General features: G+C 69.2%; 18 protein-coding genes. 8 read left to right on the top strand and 10 right to left on the bottom strand.

Annotated elements, in window-relative coordinates; genetic code table 11:
• Positions 1–939, top strand: a 939-nt coding sequence (locus K9U41_RS15800; protein WP_282641812.1) for a ComEC/Rec2 family competence protein, incomplete at its 5' end; no start/stop codon positions are given.
• A 168-nt stretch (positions 940–1,107) separates the two neighbouring features.
• Here the strand turns inward: K9U41_RS15800 and lexA are convergent.
• From lexA to K9U41_RS15845, 9 genes are all read right to left on the bottom strand, one after another.
• Positions 1,108–1,821, bottom strand: coding sequence for a transcriptional repressor LexA (gene lexA / locus K9U41_RS15805; protein ID WP_282641813.1), 714 nt, complete (start codon positions 1,819–1,821; stop codon positions 1,108–1,110).
• Positions 1,822–1,927: 106 nt separating this feature from the next.
• Positions 1,928–3,190, bottom strand: a complete 1,263-nt coding sequence (locus K9U41_RS15810) for a molybdopterin molybdotransferase MoeA (protein ID WP_282641815.1) — start codon at positions 3,188–3,190, stop codon at positions 1,928–1,930.
• 16 nt (positions 3,191–3,206) lie between these two features.
• The gene (gene moaC / locus K9U41_RS15815) at positions 3,207–3,695 is read right to left on the bottom strand and encodes a cyclic pyranopterin monophosphate synthase MoaC (protein WP_282641816.1); all 489 of its coding nucleotides are present in this window, start codon (positions 3,693–3,695) and stop codon (positions 3,207–3,209) included.
• Positions 3,696–3,822: 127 nt separating this feature from the next.
• On the bottom strand, positions 3,823–4,242 hold the full coding sequence (locus tag K9U41_RS15820) for a DUF2147 domain-containing protein (RefSeq protein WP_282641818.1): 420 nt from the start codon (positions 4,240–4,242) through the stop codon (positions 3,823–3,825).
• A gap of 76 nt (positions 4,243–4,318) precedes the next feature.
• Positions 4,319–5,110 (bottom strand): indole-3-glycerol phosphate synthase TrpC, encoded by a 792-nt coding sequence (gene trpC, locus K9U41_RS15825; protein WP_282641819.1) that lies wholly within the window; start codon positions 5,108–5,110, stop codon positions 4,319–4,321.
• A complete protein-coding gene (gene trpD / locus K9U41_RS15830; protein WP_282641820.1) occupies positions 5,107–6,141 on the bottom strand; it encodes an anthranilate phosphoribosyltransferase in 1,035 nt (344 codons plus the stop codon). Before trpD ends, trpC begins: the two co-directional genes overlap by 4 nt.
• A gap of 23 nt (positions 6,142–6,164) precedes the next feature.
• Positions 6,165–6,767 carry an anthranilate synthase component II gene (locus K9U41_RS15835; RefSeq protein ID WP_282641822.1) on the bottom strand — a complete coding sequence of 201 codons (603 nt, stop codon included), beginning with the start codon at positions 6,765–6,767 and terminating at the stop codon, positions 6,165–6,167.
• 197 nt (positions 6,768–6,964) lie between these two features.
• The gene (trpE, locus tag K9U41_RS15840; protein WP_282641823.1) at positions 6,965–8,476 is read right to left on the bottom strand and encodes an anthranilate synthase component I; all 1,512 of its coding nucleotides are present in this window, start codon (positions 8,474–8,476) and stop codon (positions 6,965–6,967) included.
• Positions 8,477–8,490: 14 nt separating this feature from the next.
• Positions 8,491–10,383 carry a peptidylprolyl isomerase gene (locus K9U41_RS15845; protein WP_282641825.1) on the bottom strand — a complete coding sequence of 631 codons (1,893 nt, stop codon included), beginning with the start codon at positions 10,381–10,383 and terminating at the stop codon, positions 8,491–8,493.
• A gap of 153 nt (positions 10,384–10,536) precedes the next feature.
• Here K9U41_RS15845 and tpiA point away from each other — a divergent pair, with 153 nt between their 5' ends.
• Positions 10,537–11,301, top strand: a complete 765-nt coding sequence (gene tpiA / locus K9U41_RS15850) for a triose-phosphate isomerase (protein ID WP_282641826.1) — start codon at positions 10,537–10,539, stop codon at positions 11,299–11,301.
• A 131-nt stretch (positions 11,302–11,432) separates the two neighbouring features.
• On the opposite strand, the gene K9U41_RS15855 is transcribed toward tpiA, so the two are convergent.
• A complete protein-coding gene (locus K9U41_RS15855; RefSeq protein WP_282641827.1) occupies positions 11,433–11,927 on the bottom strand; it encodes an outer membrane protein assembly factor BamE in 495 nt (164 codons plus the stop codon).
• A gap of 197 nt (positions 11,928–12,124) precedes the next feature.
• On the opposite strand from K9U41_RS15855, the gene K9U41_RS15860 reads away from it, so the two are divergent.
• From K9U41_RS15860 to K9U41_RS15885, 6 genes are all read left to right on the top strand, one after another.
• On the top strand, positions 12,125–12,688 hold the full coding sequence (locus K9U41_RS15860; protein ID WP_282641828.1) for a ubiquinol-cytochrome C chaperone family protein: 564 nt from the start codon (positions 12,125–12,127) through the stop codon (positions 12,686–12,688).
• Positions 12,685–13,191 (top strand): YceD family protein, encoded by a 507-nt coding sequence (locus K9U41_RS15865; RefSeq protein ID WP_282641830.1) that lies wholly within the window; start codon positions 12,685–12,687, stop codon positions 13,189–13,191. The genes K9U41_RS15860 and K9U41_RS15865 overlap by 4 nt, the downstream gene beginning before the upstream one ends.
• Before the next feature lie 167 nt (positions 13,192–13,358).
• Complete coding sequence (gene plsX, locus K9U41_RS15870; RefSeq protein WP_282641831.1) at positions 13,359–14,429, top strand: phosphate acyltransferase PlsX; 1,071 nt, start codon at positions 13,359–13,361, stop codon at positions 14,427–14,429.
• Positions 14,426–15,400 (top strand): beta-ketoacyl-ACP synthase III, encoded by a 975-nt coding sequence (locus tag K9U41_RS15875; RefSeq protein WP_282641832.1) that lies wholly within the window; start codon positions 14,426–14,428, stop codon positions 15,398–15,400. Before plsX ends, K9U41_RS15875 begins: the two co-directional genes overlap by 4 nt.
• A 206-nt stretch (positions 15,401–15,606) precedes the next feature.
• Positions 15,607–15,924: an integration host factor subunit alpha gene (locus K9U41_RS15880; protein ID WP_012116356.1), complete on the top strand. Its 318-nt coding sequence runs from the start codon at positions 15,607–15,609 to the stop codon at positions 15,922–15,924.
• Between the two features lie 166 nt (positions 15,925–16,090).
• Positions 16,091–16,783: MerR family transcriptional regulator (locus tag K9U41_RS15885; RefSeq protein ID WP_282641833.1), on the top strand; the 693-nt coding region annotated here is incomplete at its 3' end.

Here is a 16,783-nt window from a genome sequence, read left to right on the forward strand (position 1 = left end):
GGGCAGGGGGCCGTATGGCTCGCGGTGCTGGTGGGCGGAACCATGCTGACTTCCCTGGTGGCGGGACTGGCCACGGCGCCCTACGGCATTTTCCACTTTCAGCGCGTGGCGCCCTACGGTCTCCTCGCCAATCTCGCCGCCATGCCGGCGGTCTCGTTCCTGGTGATGCCGTTCGGCCTGCTGGGCGTGCTGCTGATGCCGCTGGGCTTTGATCATCTGGCCTGGCCGGTGATGGGCAAGGGCATCGAGATCATGGTGGCGGTCTCCGATGCCATTGCAGTGCTGCCGGGTGCGGACGTGCGGGTCGATGCGGTCGGCGCGCCGCCGCTCGCGCTGTTCAGCCTCGGCCTTGCCGCCCTGTGCCTGCTGCGCGGGCTGCTCACCGCGCTCGCCCTCGTGCCGTTTTCCCTCGCCCTGCTGTTGGCCGGCGCACCGCCGCGGCCGGACCTCCTCATCGCACCCGATGCCCAGACGGTGGCCGTGCGCGGGCCGGACGGGCGACTCTCCGTCCTCGGAGCCCGCAGCCAGCGGCTGGTGGTGGAGCAATGGATGACCCGGGAAGGCGACATGCGGCGGGCGGAGGCGGAGGGACTTACCGCGCTGTTCACCTGTGATCCGCTCGGCTGCACCGCGCCCCTGCCGGGTGGCGGTACCATCGCCGTATCGCGACGGGCGGAAAGCCTGGAGGCGGATTGCCTTGAATCGCGCATCGTCGTCACCCGGGATGTGCCGCCCCGGCGCTGTCCGGCCCAGGTGGTGACACCTGAAGCGCTCCAGCGCACCGGCACCTTGGCTTATCATTTCCGCGACAGCGCCTGGCACGTCGAGCCCACCCGCAGGCCCCACGTCCAGCGCCCCTGGATGTCGCCCCTGCCGCCGGAGCCCGCACCATCGCGCCCGCCAACGGACGACCCGGAAGCCGACGCCGCATCGGACTGATCCGCAGCATGGAAGCCCGATGTGTTCCGGGGAGCGGACACACCGCAAGGTGTAAAAAGCAGGGGTGAGAAGCGTCGCTCCAGAGGAGCCGGCCCCGTTGAGCATGGCGACCACCACGCCCCTCACCCCGTCCCGGTCTTCCCCTCGATCGGGGGGAGGAAGCGGAAATCAATAACGCCGCATGAGGCCGATCAGGCGACCCTGGATGCGCACCCGGTCCGGCCCGAAGATGCGGGTCTCATAGGCCGGGTTGGCGGCTTCGAGGGCGATGGAGGCGCCTTTCTTGCGCAGGCGCTTCAGCGTCGCCTCCTCGTCGTCCACCAGGGCGACGATGATGTCGCCCGTGTCCGCCGTATCGCATTTGCGGATGAGCACGGTGTCGCCGTCGAGGATGCCGGCCTCGATCATGCTGTCGCCGCGCACTTCCAGGGCGAAATGCTCGCCACTGCCCAGCATCTCGGGCGGGATATTGAGGGTATGGCTGCGGGTCTGGATGGCGGAGATGGGCGAGCCCGCTGCAATCCGCCCCATGACCGGGACAGTGACCACCTGGCCGGCGCCTTCATCATCGTCCGAGGCCGGCCGCACCTTGCCCAGGCTGCCCTCGATGACAGAGGGGGAGAAGCCGCGGCTGGCGGCACGGGGGATGGCAAGGCCCGGCGCGACGCTGTCCGGCAGGCGCACCACCTCCAGCGCCCGGGCCCGGTTGGGCAGGCGGCGGATGAAGCCGCGTTCCTCCAGTGCCGTGATCAGGCGGTGGATGCCGGACTTGGACCGCAGGTCCAGCGCCTCCTTCATCTCGTCGAAGGAGGGGGGCACGCCGGTCTCCTTCAGCCGCTCGTGAATGAAGCGAAGCAGGTCATATTGCTTGCGCGTCAGCATCTCTCGCCCCCTGCTAGCGCCCGCCCGGCGCCGCGAAACAAATCATGAACAGCTTCTATCTGTTCCTTTTGTGTTCCGCAAGTGGTGAAGGCAGGGTTAAGGCCGCTCAATCGTCAAAAGGGATGATCTCGCAGGGATCGCCGGCCTTGGCCGCGGGGGCGAAGGGCGGGCGCATCAGCAGGCAGTCTGCGGACGCCAGCACGCTCAGCATGGCGCTGTCCTGGGACGCGGACGGTGTCACATGCACCGTTCCATCGGGGCGCCGGTCCATGCGGGCGCGCATGAAATCGCGGCGCACGTCGTTGGCCGGCACGTCCACGGCGAGGCGCGCCGGCGCGGTCACCGGGCCGGGGGCGGCATCGCCCTGCATCGCCCGCAGCAGCGGCACCAGAAACACCATGGCGCAGACATGGGAGGACACCGGATTGCCCGGCAGGCCCAGCACCCGCACACCGCTTTTGCTGCCGAACATCAGCGGCTTGCCGGGGCGCAGGGCGATCTTGTGCACGAAGAGTTCCACCCCCTCGGCGCGCAGCGCCGGCGCCATGAGGTCGTGGTCGCCCACGGAGGCGCCACCGGAGGAGACGACAAGGTCGAACACGCCCGAAAGCGCCTGCTCCACCACGGCGCGAATGGCAGCCAGATCATCCCGCACCAGGCCGAGGTCGGTCACCTCCGCGCCGGCGCGGCGGGCGAGGGCGGCGAGGCCGAAGGCGTTGGACACGACGATCTCGCTGTCCCGGCCCGTGCCCGTGCCGGGCAGAACCAGCTCGTCTCCGGTCTGCAGCAGCGCCACGCGGGGGCGGCGCGCCACCGGCAGGGTGGCGTGATCCATGGCGGCGGCGAGCATGATGTCGCGGCCGGTCAGCCGCCGCCCGGCCATGAGGCCCGGCGTGCCGGCGGTAAAGTCGCAGCCCTTCTTGCGCACGTTGCGCAAGGCCGCCGTGGCGGCCGTGGTGGTGATGATGTCGCCGTCGCGGCTGGTGTTCTCCTGGATCACCACCGTATCGGCGCCCTCGGGCACCACCGCACCGGTAAAGATGCGCACCGCCTGGTTCGGCCCCACGGCACCGGCGAACGGCCGGCCCGCCGCGGATTCGCCGATCACGGCGAGGCGCGCCGGAGTCTGGGCGATATCGGCGCCGCGCACGGCATAGCCGTCCATGGCGGACATGTCGGCGGGCGGCTGGGTGCGGCGGGCGGGCAGGTCCTGCGCCAGCACCCGCCCATCGGCCAGCGCCACCGCCACCGGCTCGACGCCGAGGGCCGACGCGCCGGCCGTGACAAGGCCGATGGCCTCCTCGACGCTCATGAGCGGCGTCTTCTTCCCTGCCGGCTTCTCGACGCCCGCTGTCGCGCTCGGTTCCATCAGTGGCTCCGCCTCTTCAGTCCGTCGGCGGTTCCGCGCGGAAATGCCCGCTGGCGCCGCCGGATTTCTCCAGAAGCCGGATACCATCAATTCGCATGCCACGGTCGGCGGCCTTGGCCATGTCGTAGATGGTGAGGCAGGCCACCGAGACCGCGGTCAGCGCTTCCATCTCCACGCCGGTCTGGCCCGTGGTCTTGGCCCGGGCGGTCACGTGAAGGCCGGGAAGCGCGGGATCAGGAACGACCTCCACCTCCACCTTGGTGAGCATCAGCGGGTGGCACAGGGGGATCAGCTCGTGGGTGCGCTTGGCGGCCATGATGCCGGCAAGGCGGGCCACGCCCATCACATCGCCCTTCTTGGCGTTGCCGGAGAGGATGAGGTCGAGGGTCGCGGGCGCCATGGCCACGCGGCCCTCGGCCAAAGCCTCGCGGGCGGTCGCGGCCTTGTCGGACACGTCCACCATGCGGGCCGAGCCCTCGGCATCGATATGGGTCAGGCTCGCCATGGCCGTCGGTGCGCCCCGGAATCGTTTCGTGCGGGACGGAACATGGCGCCCGCGGCGGGTCCTGTCCACCTCGGGAAGGCAGGCAGAAGGCCGCCGGGGGCGTTCGTGCGGTGAAAGCGGCGCTGCCTCAGCGCAGGCGGGTCCAGACCTGCGTCTTGCAGAGCGGCGCCACCACGCAGCCGCGCAGCTTCAGGGTGTCGTTGCCGTCGAGGGTGATGGAGCCGGAATAGGTCTTGCCGTCCTCGGCATTGTAGATGCTGCCACCGCTCCATTCCTGCGGCCCGCCCGAGAAGCCGGTGAGGATGGTGACACCCTTCACCGGCCGGCTGCGCAGGGAGGCGTTGGCATTGTTCACGTCCTTGAGGGTGGGATCGGCCTTGATCCCCTCGGAGGAGACAAGGCGGCCGCACAGGCTGGCGCCGCACTTGGAAATCTCCACCTGGCCACCCCGCGACGGGGTCTGCCACAGGCCGACGGGGTCGGCGGCCAGCGCCGGGGCACAGAACAGGCCGGCAATGGCAATGCCGGCGAACAGGCGCAGTCTCATGAAGTCCTCCCATGGGTGCGGCCCACTTGCGGAGCCGTCATGCCCATTAAGGCGGAACTTTACCTATACGGCAAGCCTAGCCCGCAAGGAGCTGTGATGTTGCGGATGCGACATCCTCCTGCCGCATCAAGCTCTCGCCGACCAGGATGGTGCCGATGCCCACCTTGGCGAGCCGCGCCACGTCCTGTGGCGTGAAGATGCCGCTCTCGCCGATGGCGATGCGGTCCTTCGGCACGCGGGGAGCGAGGCGCTCGGAGGTTTCGAGCGATGTCTCGAAGGTGCGCAGGTTGCGGTTGTTGATGCCGATAAGCCGGCACGGCAGATCCAGCGCCCGCTCCAGCTCGGCGTCGTCGTGCACCTCCACGATGGCGTCCATGCCGTAGGCGGCGGCGGCATCGGCAAGGTCGCGGGCGAGCAGGTCGTCCACCCCGGCCATGATGATGAGGATGCAGTCCGCCCCCCAGGCGCGGGCCTCCACCACCTGGTAGGTGTCGTACATGAAGTCCTTGCGCAGCACCGGCAGGCTCACCGCCGCCCGGGCCGAGCCGAGGAATTCCGGCGCGCCCTGGAAGGAGGGGGTGTCGGTGAGCACGGACAGGCAGGTGGCGCCGCCGCGCTGGTAGGCGCGGGCCAGCGCCGGCGGATCGAAATCCTCGCGGATCAGGCCCTTGGAGGGGCTCGCCTTCTTGATCTCGGCGATGAGCGCGGTGCGCCCCTCGGCGAGGCTTGCGGCGATGGCCCCGGCGAACGGGCGCACGCGGGGCGCGGCGCGGGCCGCCGCCTCGATCTCCGCCAGCGGGCGGGCGTGCTTGGCGACGGCAATCTCGTCGCGCTTGTAGGCTTCGATCTTCTTCAGGATATCGATCATTGGGCCGCCTCCGGCGCCAGTTTCTCGGATATGGCCACAAGGTGCTCCAGCCGCGCGCGGGCGGAGCCGGTGTCGAGGCTGACCTGCGCCATCTCGACCCCCTCTTTCAGGTCCTTGGCCCGGCCGGCCACCACAAGGGCGGCGGCGGCATTGAACAGGGACACGTCGCGATAGGCGCCCTCGGCACCGTCCAGCACGGTCCTGAGCGCCTTGGCATTATGCTTGGCATCGCCGCCCGTCAGGTCCTGCGCCGGATGGCGCCTGAGGCCCACATCCTCCGGCTTCACGGTGAAGGTGTGGATGCGCCCCTCGTCCAGCACCGCGATATCGGTGTCGCCGGAGATGGTGATCTCATCCAGCCCGTCGGACCCATGCACCACGAACGCCTTTTGCGACCCCAGCGTGCGCAGCACCTCGGCCAAAGGCACGATCCAGGACTTGGCGAACACGCCCACCATCTGCCGCGTCACCCCGGCGGGATTGGAGAGCGGCCCCAGCAGGTTGAAGATGGTGCGCGTGCCCATCTCCACCCGCGTCGGCCCCACATGCTTCATGGCCGGATGGTGGGAGGGGGCGAACATGAAGCCGATGCCGGCCTCCGCGATGCAGTGGGAGATGCCGGCCGGGTCGAGGTCGATGCGCACACCCAGCGCCGCCAGCACGTCCGCCGCCCCCGACTTGGAGGACAGCGCCCGGTTGCCGTGCTTGGCCACCGGCACGCCGGCCCCCGCCACGATGAAGGAGGCGCAGGTGGAGATGTTGTAGGAGCCGGACGCGTCGCCGCCGGTGCCCACCACGTCCACCGCCTCGATGGGCGCCTCCACGGGTAGCATCTTGGAGCGCATGACGGAGACCGCGCCGGCGATCTCCTCCACCGTCTCGCCGCGCACGCGCAGGCCCATGAGCAGCGCGCCCATCTGGGAGGGGGTGGCCTCGCCCGACATCATCTTGTCGAACACGTAAGCGGCCTCGTCGCGGCTGAGGCTCGCGCCGGTGGCCACCTTGCCGAGGAGGGGTTTGAACTCGTTCATGTCTCGTCCTCAGCCTCTCGTGCTCAGCCCTTGGCCTTTTGCGCATTGAAGGCGGCTGCAATCTCGAGGAAATTGCGGATCAGCGCGTGGCCGTTCTCCGAGGCGATGCTCTCGGGATGGAACTGCACGCCGTGGATGGGCAGGCTCTTGTGGGCAAGGCCCATGATCAGCCCATCCGCCGTGTGCGCGGTCACCTCCAGCGCGTCGGGCAGGGTGTCGCGCTCGACGACGAGGGAGTGGTAGCGCGTCGCCTGGAACGAATGGTTGAGCCCGCGGAAGACGCTTTTGCCCTCGTGCAGGATCTCGCTCATCTTGCCGTGCATGGGGACGGGCGCGCGCACCACGTCGCCGCCGAACACCTGCCCGATGGCCTGGTGGCCGAGGCACACGCCGAAGATCGGCACGCTCTCGCCGGCCTTGGCGATGAGGTCGAGGCAGATGCCGGCCTCGTTGGGGGTGCAGGGGCCGGGGGAGAGCACGATGGCGTCGGGCTTCTCGGCCAGCACTTCCTCGATGGTCACCTTGTCGTTGCGATGGACGGTGACGGTCGCGCCAAGCTCGCCCAGGTAATGCACGAGGTTGTAGGTGAAGCTGTCGTAATTATCGATCAGCGTGACGTTGGTCATGGGCGCTCCAGGCCCCGAAGATCTCGGGCTTTCCGGGCTTAATGCGTGGCCCGGCGGGTGTGGTCAAGCAAGGGCGGCGACGGGGGTGCGGGGCAACCCACGCCATCGGGCCGCCATGACGCCGGCCATGATCGCGCGCCCGCTGCGAACCAGCGGGGACGCAGCCATTGCCTTAAACCGGCGCGCATCCATCTCGTTCACTGCCCCTTGCCGGCGCGGGCGGCGAAGCGCACCGCCTCTTCCCCGGCGCGGAACAGGGCCTTGGCCTTGTTCACGCATTCCTGCTGCTCGCTCTCGGGCACGCTGTCGTAGACGATGCCTGCGCCGGCCTGCACATACATGCGGCCGTCCTTCACCACGGCGGTGCGCAGGACGATGCAGGTGTCCATCTCGCCATTGGCGCCGAAATAGCCGATAGCGCCGGCATAGATGCCGCGCTTGTCCTTCTCCAGCTCGTCGATGATCTCCATGGCGCGCACCTTAGGCGAGCCGGAGACCGTGCCTGCGGGGAAGCCCGCGGCCAGCGCGTCCACCGCGTCGAAGCGCGGGTCCAGCGTGCCTTCCACGTTGGAGACGATGTGCATCACCTGGCTGTAGCGCTCGATGAAGAAGCTATCGGTCACCTTCACCGTGCCGATCTGCGAGACCCGCCCCGCATCGTTGCGGCCGAGGTCCAGCAGCATGAGATGCTCGGCGCGCTCCTTGGGATCGGCAAGCAATTCGGCGGCCAGCGCGTCGTCCTCCACATGGGTGGCGCCACGCTTGCGGGTGCCGGCGATGGGACGGATGGTCACCTGCCCGCCGCGCAGCCGCACCAGGATCTCCGGCGAGGAGCACACCACGGAGAAGCCGTCGAATTTGAGATATACCAGGAACGGCGCCGGGTTCACGCGCCGCAGCGCCCGGTAGAGGGCGAAGGGCGGCAGGGTGAAGGGGCTCTCGAAGCGCTGGGACAGCACCACCTGGAAGATGTCGCCGGCGCGGATATAGTCCTTGGCCTTGTCCACCATGGCGCAGAATTCGTCGGCGCCGGTGTTGGAGACCGGCACGACCTCGCCGTGGAACGGCTCCGGAGCCGGATGGGCGATAGCGCGATCGAGCCCGGCCACCACCCGGTCGAGCCGCTCCAGCGCCGCCTCATAGGCCGCGCGGGGGGAGACGCCCTCCCTCGGGCGCACCGGGGTGACGGCGGTCAGCTCGTCCTTCACCGCGTCGAACACCACCATCAGGGTGGGGCGGATGAGCAACGCCTCGGGCACGCCGATCGGGTCCGGCTTGGCGGGCGCGAGCTTCTCCATCTGCCGCACCATGTCGTAGCCGAGATAGCCAAACACCCCCGCCGCCATGGGCGGGGCGCCCGCCGGCAGGTCGATGGCCGATTCGGCAAGCAGGGTGCGCAGCGCCGTCAGCGGCGGCTCGGGGCAGGGGACGAAGGCGTCCTTGTCGGTCTGCGGGGTGCGGTTGATCTCCGCCGTGTCGCCGGAGGCGCGGAAGATGAGGTCGGGCGCGAGCCCGATCATGGAATAGCGCCCGCGCGCCTGCCCGCCCTCCACAGATTCGAGGAGGAAGGCATTGGGGGTGTCGCCGGCGAGCTTCAGGAAGGCCGAGACCGGCGTTTCCAGGTCGGCCACCAGTGTGGTGGAGACCACCTGCGCCTCGCCCTTCAGGTAGCGCGCGGTGAAGAGGTCGAAATCGGTGGGTGCGTTCACGGGTCGGCCCACCTTCAGTTGGTCGCGCCCGCGCCCGTGGCCTGGGCCACGAGCTTGTCATTCACCTTCACGCCGATCTCCTTCTGGATGGCGGAAAGATACTGCAGCAGCATGTCGTTCTCGATCTGGCGCGACAGCTCGGCCGACGCGCGCGATGTATCCATGTCCGGCGGCGGCACCATGATCTTCGTCACCTCGAACACGATGCGGTCCGGCTCGGTGGTGCCGAGCGCGACGCCGAAGCCGCCTTCCTTCACGTCGAACACGCTGGCAATGCTCTCGGCGCTGAACGGCCCGGCGGCGCGACCGCGACGCAGGCTGTCGGCGATCTGGAGCGGCAGATCCGCCTCGGCCGCCACCTGGGCCAGCGGGGTGCCGGCCTTGGCCTTGTCGAGGAGGGCGGTGGCCTTGGCTTCCACCGCCTTCTCCGTCTCCGCCTCGGTCCAGCGGACGGTGACGGCGGCCTTGGCCTCGTCGAAGGTGCGGTCGCGGGCGGGGGTGATGGCATTGGTCTCGTACCAGACGAAACCGGCGTTCTGCGGCAGCTGGACGGTGTCGGTCTCCACCCCCGGCTGGGCGGCGAAGGCGCCGGACAGCACGTCCGAGCCGCCGGGCACGTCCGCCGGATCGCCCGCCGGCGTGCGGCCGGAGCGGTCCACCGCGTCGAAGGTCTGGAGCGTCAGGCCGAGCTTCTGCGCCACCTCGGCGAGGGTGGAGCCGGAGGCGCGCTCGTCCTCCACCTGGTCGTGCTTGTCGAGCAGCGCGCGGCGGGCGCGATCGAGGCGCAGGTCGGCGATGATCTGGTCCTTCACCGCCTCGAATGGCTGGCGGGCGCCGGGCTCGATCTTCGTGACGTGCACCAGCACGGTGCCGAAGCGGCCCTCCACGGCGCTCACCGCGCCCGCGGGCAGGGCGAAGGCGGCGTCCGCGATCTTGGGATCGAGGATGGCGGACTTGGCCACGAGGCCGAGGTCGGTGTCCTTGGCGGTCAGGCCGCGCGCGGCGGCGATGTCGGCAAAGCTCGCGCCCGCCTTGATCTTCTCGTCGGCGGCCTGGGCGTCGGCGGCGGAGGTGAAGACGATCTGCTGCACCTCGCGGCGCTCCGGCGTGCCGAAGCGGGAGAGGTTGCGCTCGTAATCGGCTTTGGCGGCGGCGTCGGTCACGGTCTCGGCGGCGGCGAGCGTCGCGGGGGTCAGCGCCAGGACGCTGATCTTGCGGTATTCCGGGGCGCGGAAGGCGACCTTGTGGGCGTCGAAATAGGCCCGCAGCCCCTCGTCCGTGGGCGCGGCGAGGGGGCCGGCCGCAGCCGGGGTGACGCGCACGTAGGAGGCGGTGCGGGTCTCGTTCTCGAATCGGCCCACCGCATCGATGAGCACCTGCGGCACCGCGACACCGGCGCCCAGCGACTTCAGCAGCTGGTCGCGCACGGCGCGCTGGCGCTCGGAGGCCACGAAGCGCTGCTCGGTGAGGTTGTTGGAGCGCAGCAGCTGCTGGAAATAGGCCGGATCGAAGCTGGTGGCGCCGGGGCGGCGGTAATTGGGGTTCTCGGCGATTTCGCGCGCGATCTGCTCGTCGGAGACCGCGAGGGCGAGGCGGGAGGCCTGTTCGTCCAGCGTGGCGTCGGCGATCATCTGGTTGAGGATCTGCCGGTCGAGGCCGAAGGCACGGGCCTGGTCCGGCGTGATCGGGCGGCCGGCGCGGCGGCTGATCTGCTGGAGCTGTTCGAGATACTGGCGGCGGAACGCATCGGCGGAAATCTCGGTGGCGCCGACGCTCGCCACCGCGGTCGCGCCCATGCCGCGGAAAACGTCCGCGATGCCCCACACCAGGAAGCTGAGCGTGAGCACGACGAGGAAAATCTTGGCGATCCAGCCGGACGCGCCCTTACGAAGGGTCTGAAGTACCATCGACGGTTCGTTCTCGTTTTGGCCGGGTCCGGCGCGAAGCGGCGCATGATAGTGAGGCCGCCATGCTCCCGCAACGGCGCATCTTGATGCCTTTTGGCTGGGAAAGGGCTCTGATAGAGCGAGCCCTGATCAAAACTAGAGGAGAGCCGAACCATGCCCGCTTCCCGCCGCGTCCTGATCGCCGGCAACTGGAAAATGAACGGGCTCAAAAGCTCCCTCTCCGAGATCGAGGCCCTTGCCGCGGGCTATGACGCCGACCTCAAGGCCAAGCTGGACCTTTTGGTCTGCCCGCCGGCGACGCTTCTGGTCTCCGCGGCCGAGCGCCTCGCCGGCTCCGGGGTGCAGCTGGGCGGCCAGAATTGCCATCCCGCCCCCGCCGGCGCCCACACCGGCGGCATTTCCGCGGAGATGCTGAAGGATGCCGGCGTCACCTCGGTCATCGTCGGCCATTCGGAGCGCCGCACCAACCTGTCGGAGAGCGATGCGGTGGTGATGGCCAAGGTGAAGGCGGCGTGGTGCTTCGGGCTACTGCCCATCGTCTGCGTCGGCGAAACCGCCGAGGAGCGCGACGCCGGAGAGGCCGTGGGGGTGGTGACGCGCCAGGTGCGCCAGTCGCTGCCCGAAGGCTGCACGGCAGCCAATCTGGTCCTCGCCTACGAGCCGGTCTGGGCCATCGGCACCGGCCGGACCCCCACGCCGGAGGACGTGGCCAACATCCACGGCACCATCCGTTCCGTGCTCAGGTCGCAGTTCGGCGTCGAGGCGGAGGGGATCCGCATCCTCTACGGCGGCTCGGTGAAGCCGGACAATGCCGCCACCCTCATGGCGGTTGCCGATGTGGACGGTGCCCTGGTGGGGGGCGCCAGCCTGAAGGCGGCGGATTTCCTCGCCATCGCCCGGGCCACCCCGACACGGTAAGCCGGGGGCGGTGACGGCGGATCGAGCGCTGGCGCGCGGTCTCCCGCCCGCACCTTGTGGCCGGTTCCTGGCCATCTCTCCCGCCGTAACCCGGACATCCGGGTTACGGCCCATGTGCCCGTTGCCAACACTCAGAAGGTGATGAGGCCGATCATCTGCTTGATGAGGCTCAGCTCCTCGCCGCTGGTGGGCGTGGTCTGGGAGATGAAATCGAACACCTTGCCGTCCTTCAGCCCGTACTGGGCGACGCGGCTGACGCGCTTGTTCTTGTCGAAATAGATGGCGAGCACCTTCTGCTCGGTGATCTCCGGCTTCAGGAACGCCACCTTCTGCGCGGTCTGCGAGATATAGAAGAAGGCCTCGCCGTTCACCGTCGCGACGGTGGAGGGGGTGCCGAGCACCAGCAGCACCTGCTCCTGGCTCGATCCCACCGGCACCTGATCCAGCGCGCCCTCGGCCAGCACGTAGCCGCGCTGATAGGTGCGGGTGACGCCGGAAATGGTGGTTCCGCTGCCGCCCACCATGTCGCCGCAGCCGGCGAGCCCGAGCGCCGCGAGAAGCAGCGCCGTCGTTGCGGTCCTGTATCCGGAAACCGTGCTTCCGGAACCCGCGTTTTCGGAATTCATGCCGCCCCGCATGTCCTTCATCTCATGTGACGCCACACGCTTCCCCATATGTTCGCTCGACCGGCCCTGACAGGCCGGCGCCTGCCGCCGCCGCACCATCGCCGCATCGCCGCCCCTTGCCACAAGGCCGGCGGCGCGTTACGCCGCTTGGCCGAATGCCAGTCCCACCGCCTGGACCGTCTCGCCCCGGATTTGCGATGTTCAACCTGTTCCGCTCGTCCAAGACCCGCGCGATGTCGCGCGCGACCATTGAGCGCCTGTATGGCGCGATCGTGGCACAGTCGCGGCGGGCGGACTTCTACACCGACTTCGGCGTGCCCGATACGCTCGAAGGACGGTTCGAGATGGTGGTTCTCCACACCGTCCTCGTCTGCCACCGCCTGAAGGGCGGCAATACGCCGGAACGCTCCATGTCGCAGGACATCTTCGATGCCTTCGCCGCTGACATGGATGCCGCCATGCGCGAAGTCGGGATCGGCGACCTGACCGTGCCCAAGAAGATGAAGAAGATCGGCGAGGCCTTCTATGGCCGCGCCGCCGCCTATGACGCGGCCCTGGCCGCGGCGGACGACACCGCGCTGGTCCAGGCCCTGTCCCGCAACCTCCTTTCCGCCGGCGAAGCTGAACCTTCGCCTGAAGCCGCTGCGCTCGCCGCCTATGTGCGCGCCGCCGCGGCGAAGCTCGATGCAACGCCGTTCGAGGTCCTGGCCCGCGGCGTGCTGGAGCTGCCCGACCCCGCCGTGCGCGAGAACGAGACATGACCGATCTGCCCTATTCCTATCCCTTCTCCGTGCTCGATCTGCCCGCCGGCGGCTTCGACCTGGCCCTCGCCCCCGATGCCGCCACGTGCGCCGCCATCGCCAGCCTTGCCGGGGTGATCGCGGTGGAGGACGTGAAGGCAAACCTTCATCTGGCGCCCGAGGGCGGGGCAGGGGCCCATGTGACCGGCCTTGTCACCGCCACCATCCGGCAGGCCTGCGGCGTCACGCTGGAGCCGTTCGATGCGCCGCTCTCCGAGGAGATCGACGTGCATTTCGTGCCGCCCGGCACCTACAAGCCCGTGGTAACCGACGAAGAGAACGAGATCGATCCGCCGGACGAGACCGAGGACGGGCGCATCGACGCCGGCGCGCTGGTGTGCGAGTTCCTCATTCTCGGCATCGATCCCTATCCCCGCAAGCCCGGCGCGGTGTTCGAGCCGCCGGCCGAGGACGCCGCTGCCTTGCCCTTCGCCGCCTTGTCCCGGCTGAAGGACGCCGAGTGACGCCAATTTCGCCGGGACGCATTTGAACGCCGCGCGCCAGTTGCGATGCGGGCGCGAGACGCTATTGTCCGCCCGCCGAAGCGTCAGCCGTCATGCGGGGAGGATATGCACCCCCGGTCGGCACCGCCTTTAAACCCGCAAGAGAGCCCAAGGGACACCTGCCTGAGATGACCGCACCCGTCCGCATCGCCCTCGACGCCATGGGCGGCGACCATGGACCCGAGACGGTCCTTGCCGGGGCGGAAATCTCCCTCTGGCGCCATCCGGACACCGCCTTCGTCCTCTATGGCGACGAGGCGCGCGTGACCGAGGTGCTGAAGAACCACCCCAAGCTCGCCGCCGTCTCCCGCATCGTCCACACCGACGTGGTGGTGGGCATGGACGACAAGCCGAGCCAGGCCCTGCGCCGCGGCCGCTACAAATCCTCCATGTGGCGCGCCATCGATGCGGTGAAGCTGAAGGAGGCGGACGTGGCGGTCTCCGCCGGCAACACCGGCGCGCTGATGGCCATGGCCAATTTCAACCTGCGCACCATGCCGGGAATCAGCCGGCCGGCCATCGCCGCCATCTGGCCGACCCTGCGCGGGGAAAGCGTGGTGCTGGACGTGGGCGCCTCCATCGGCGCCACCGCCAAGAGCCTGGTGGAGATGGCCATCATGGGCTCGGCCATGGCCCGCGTCCTGTTCGACCTCGAAGCGCCCACGGTGGGGCTGCTCAATGTGGGCGTCGAGGAGATCAAGGGCGTCGAGGAGGTCAAGGAGGCTGCCCGCATTCTCCGCGAGGAGATCGTCGGGGTGAACTATCGCGGTTTTGTCGAGGGCAACGACATCGGTGCCGGCACCGTGGACGTGGTGGTCACCGAGGGCTTTTCCGGCAATATCGCGCTGAAGACGGCGGAAGGCACGGCCAAGCAGCTCGGCTCCTACCTGCGCGCGGCCATGGGACGCACGCTGAGGGCGCGAATCGGCTACCTCCTCGCCCGCGACGCCTTCCGCGTCCTGCGGGAGAAGATGGACCCGCGCCGGGCCAACGGCGGGGTGTTCCTGGGCCTGAACGGCATCGTCATCAAGAGCCACGGCGGGACCGACGCGGAGGGATTCGCCGCCGCCGTGGATCTCGCCTACGACATGGTGCGCAACGAGCTTCTCGCGCGCATCGAAAAGAGCCTCGTCGGCCGCCAGCCGCCGGACGTTGCAGTATCCCGGCCGCAGGCCGCAGGGGTGGAAGGCCAATCGTGAGCGGAATCAGGTCCGTCGCCCGGGGGTCCGGGTCCTATCTGCCCGAGAGGGTGCTCTCCAACGACGATCTCGCGCGGCGCATCGACACGTCCGACGACTGGATCGTGCAGCGCACCGGCATCCGCCAGCGCTATATTGCCGCCGAGGGCGAGTTCACCTCGCATCTCGCGCTGAAGGCCGCTGAGCGCGCCCTCGCCGACGCGGGTTTCGCTGCGCGCGACATCGACCTCATCATCCTCGCCACCGCGACCCCGGACCAGACCTTCCCCGCCACCTCGGTGACGGTGCAGGCGGAACTGGGCATCACCCGCGGCGCGGCCTTCGACCTGCAGGCGGTCTGCTCGGGCTTCGTGTTCGGCCTCGCCACCGCCGACGCCTACCTGAAGACCGGCGCCTTCGAGCGGGCGCTGGTGATCGGGGCGGAGACCTTTTCCCGCATCCTCGACTGGGAGGATCGCGGCACCTGCGTGCTGTTCGGCGACGGGGCAGGGGCCATGGTGCTGGAAGCGGTGCGGGAGGACGACGCCCACGGCGCCGGCATCCTCACCACGCACCTGCGTTCGGACGGGCGGCATCGCGCCAAATTGTTCGTGGACGGCGGCCCGTCGTCCACCGGGACGGTGGGCCACCTGCGCATGGAAGGCCGCGAGGTGTTCAAGCATGCCGTGGGCATGATCACCGACGTGATCGAGGACGCCTTTGCCGCCACCGGCGAAAGTGCCGCGAGCATCGACTGGTTCGTGCCCCACCAGGCCAATCGGCGCATCATCGACGCCAGCGCATTGAAGCTCGGCATCGCCCCCGAAAAGGTGGTGACCACCGTGGACCAGCACGGCAATACCTCGGCCGCCTCCATTCCCCTGGCGTTCGACCTTGCGGTCAAGGACGGGCGCATCAAAAGGGGCGATCTGGTGCTGCTGGAGGCCATGGGCGGAGGCTTCACCTGGGGATCGGCACTCCTGCGCTGGTAATTGATTTAAGTCGTTGACCGACCTTGGCAAGCGCGGCTAGTTTGCGTTGCACATCCTTCGCCAGTACTGGGTCGCTTTCGGGCGTGCGGCGATCTTTCCGTCACATTCCTGAAGCGTGCTCTGTTAAAATTGCCGAAGTTCTGCGATCCGCAACCGTCGAACGGGGCTTCGAGCGGATCGCTTTCTTTCTGGGGCCGGGGTGACAAATGGCTGGTCGGACCGTAACGCGGGCGGATCTGTGTGAGGCCGTCTATCAGCAGGTGGGGCTGTCCCGCACCGAATCCGCCCAATTGGTGGAAATGGTTCTGAAGGAGATCGCCGACTGCCTGGCCCGCGGCGAGACGGTGAAGCTCTCTTCCTTCGGCTCCTTTGTCGTGCGCGAGAAGGGCGAGCGGGTCGGCCGCAATCCCAAGACCGGCGAGGAAGTGCCGATCGAGCCGCGCCGCGTCATGGTGTTCAAGCCCTCCAGCATCCTCAAGCACCGCATCAACGGGACCGTCGGCGACGGCTTGGACGAAGACTGACCCCGCCCAAAGGGCAGGGACGATGACTGATCCCGCCCAGAGGGCGGGGGACGAGGCGCGACGCGCCGCCGCGCAGGGCGCCACCACAACTTCCCGCACGCCGCGTTCACCCGTATGATTCCGTCAGGACTTCGGGGCGATTCGGTCGATTGAGGCGGGAGACACGGTGGACGCGCGCGACACGGAGAAAGCTCCGGACGCCTTCCGGACCATCAGCGAGGTCGCCGAAGACCTGGCCCTTCCGCAGCACGTCCTGCGGTTCTGGGAGACCCGCTTCCCCCAGATCAAGCCCATCAAGCGGGCCGGGGGGCGGCGGTTCTACCGGCCGGAGGACGTGGACCTCCTGCGCGGCATCCGCCACCTGCTTTATACGGACGGCTTCACCATCAAGGGCGCGCAGCGCATCCTGAAGGATCAGGGCGTGCGCTATGTCCAGGACCTCGGCATCGAGCGCGAGGTGGCGGTCATGCGTTCGGCGAAGCCGGCTCGCGGCGAGGCGGGGGACGGCGTCACCTTCGGCGGCCTGCTCGGCCTGCTGCCGCGCCGCCGGCCCAAGGGTGGCCAGGGTGGCAGGGCAGGGGAGGACGACATGCTCCCCGATCTGCCCGACGTGGCCGAACTGCCCCTGCCCTTCCCCGATGCCGAGGCCGACCGCGAGCTTGCGGACGAGCCGCCCGAGCCCCCCATCGCCTTCAGGCCGGCGGCGCGGCCCCGCAACAGCGAGCCCCCGCTGCGGGAGGAGCGCCGCGCCGCAGCCTTCGCGGCGCCGGGCCAGCGACGCGAGCCGACCCTGGGCGAGGAACTCCCGCACCTGCCGACCGATGCGCCGCACGCCCCGCCCCATGCCACGCCCCGGACG

This window comes from Xanthobacter autotrophicus, from assembly GCF_029991245.1.
GTDB classification, from domain to species: domain Bacteria; phylum Pseudomonadota; class Alphaproteobacteria; order Rhizobiales; family Xanthobacteraceae; genus Xanthobacter; species Xanthobacter autotrophicus_C.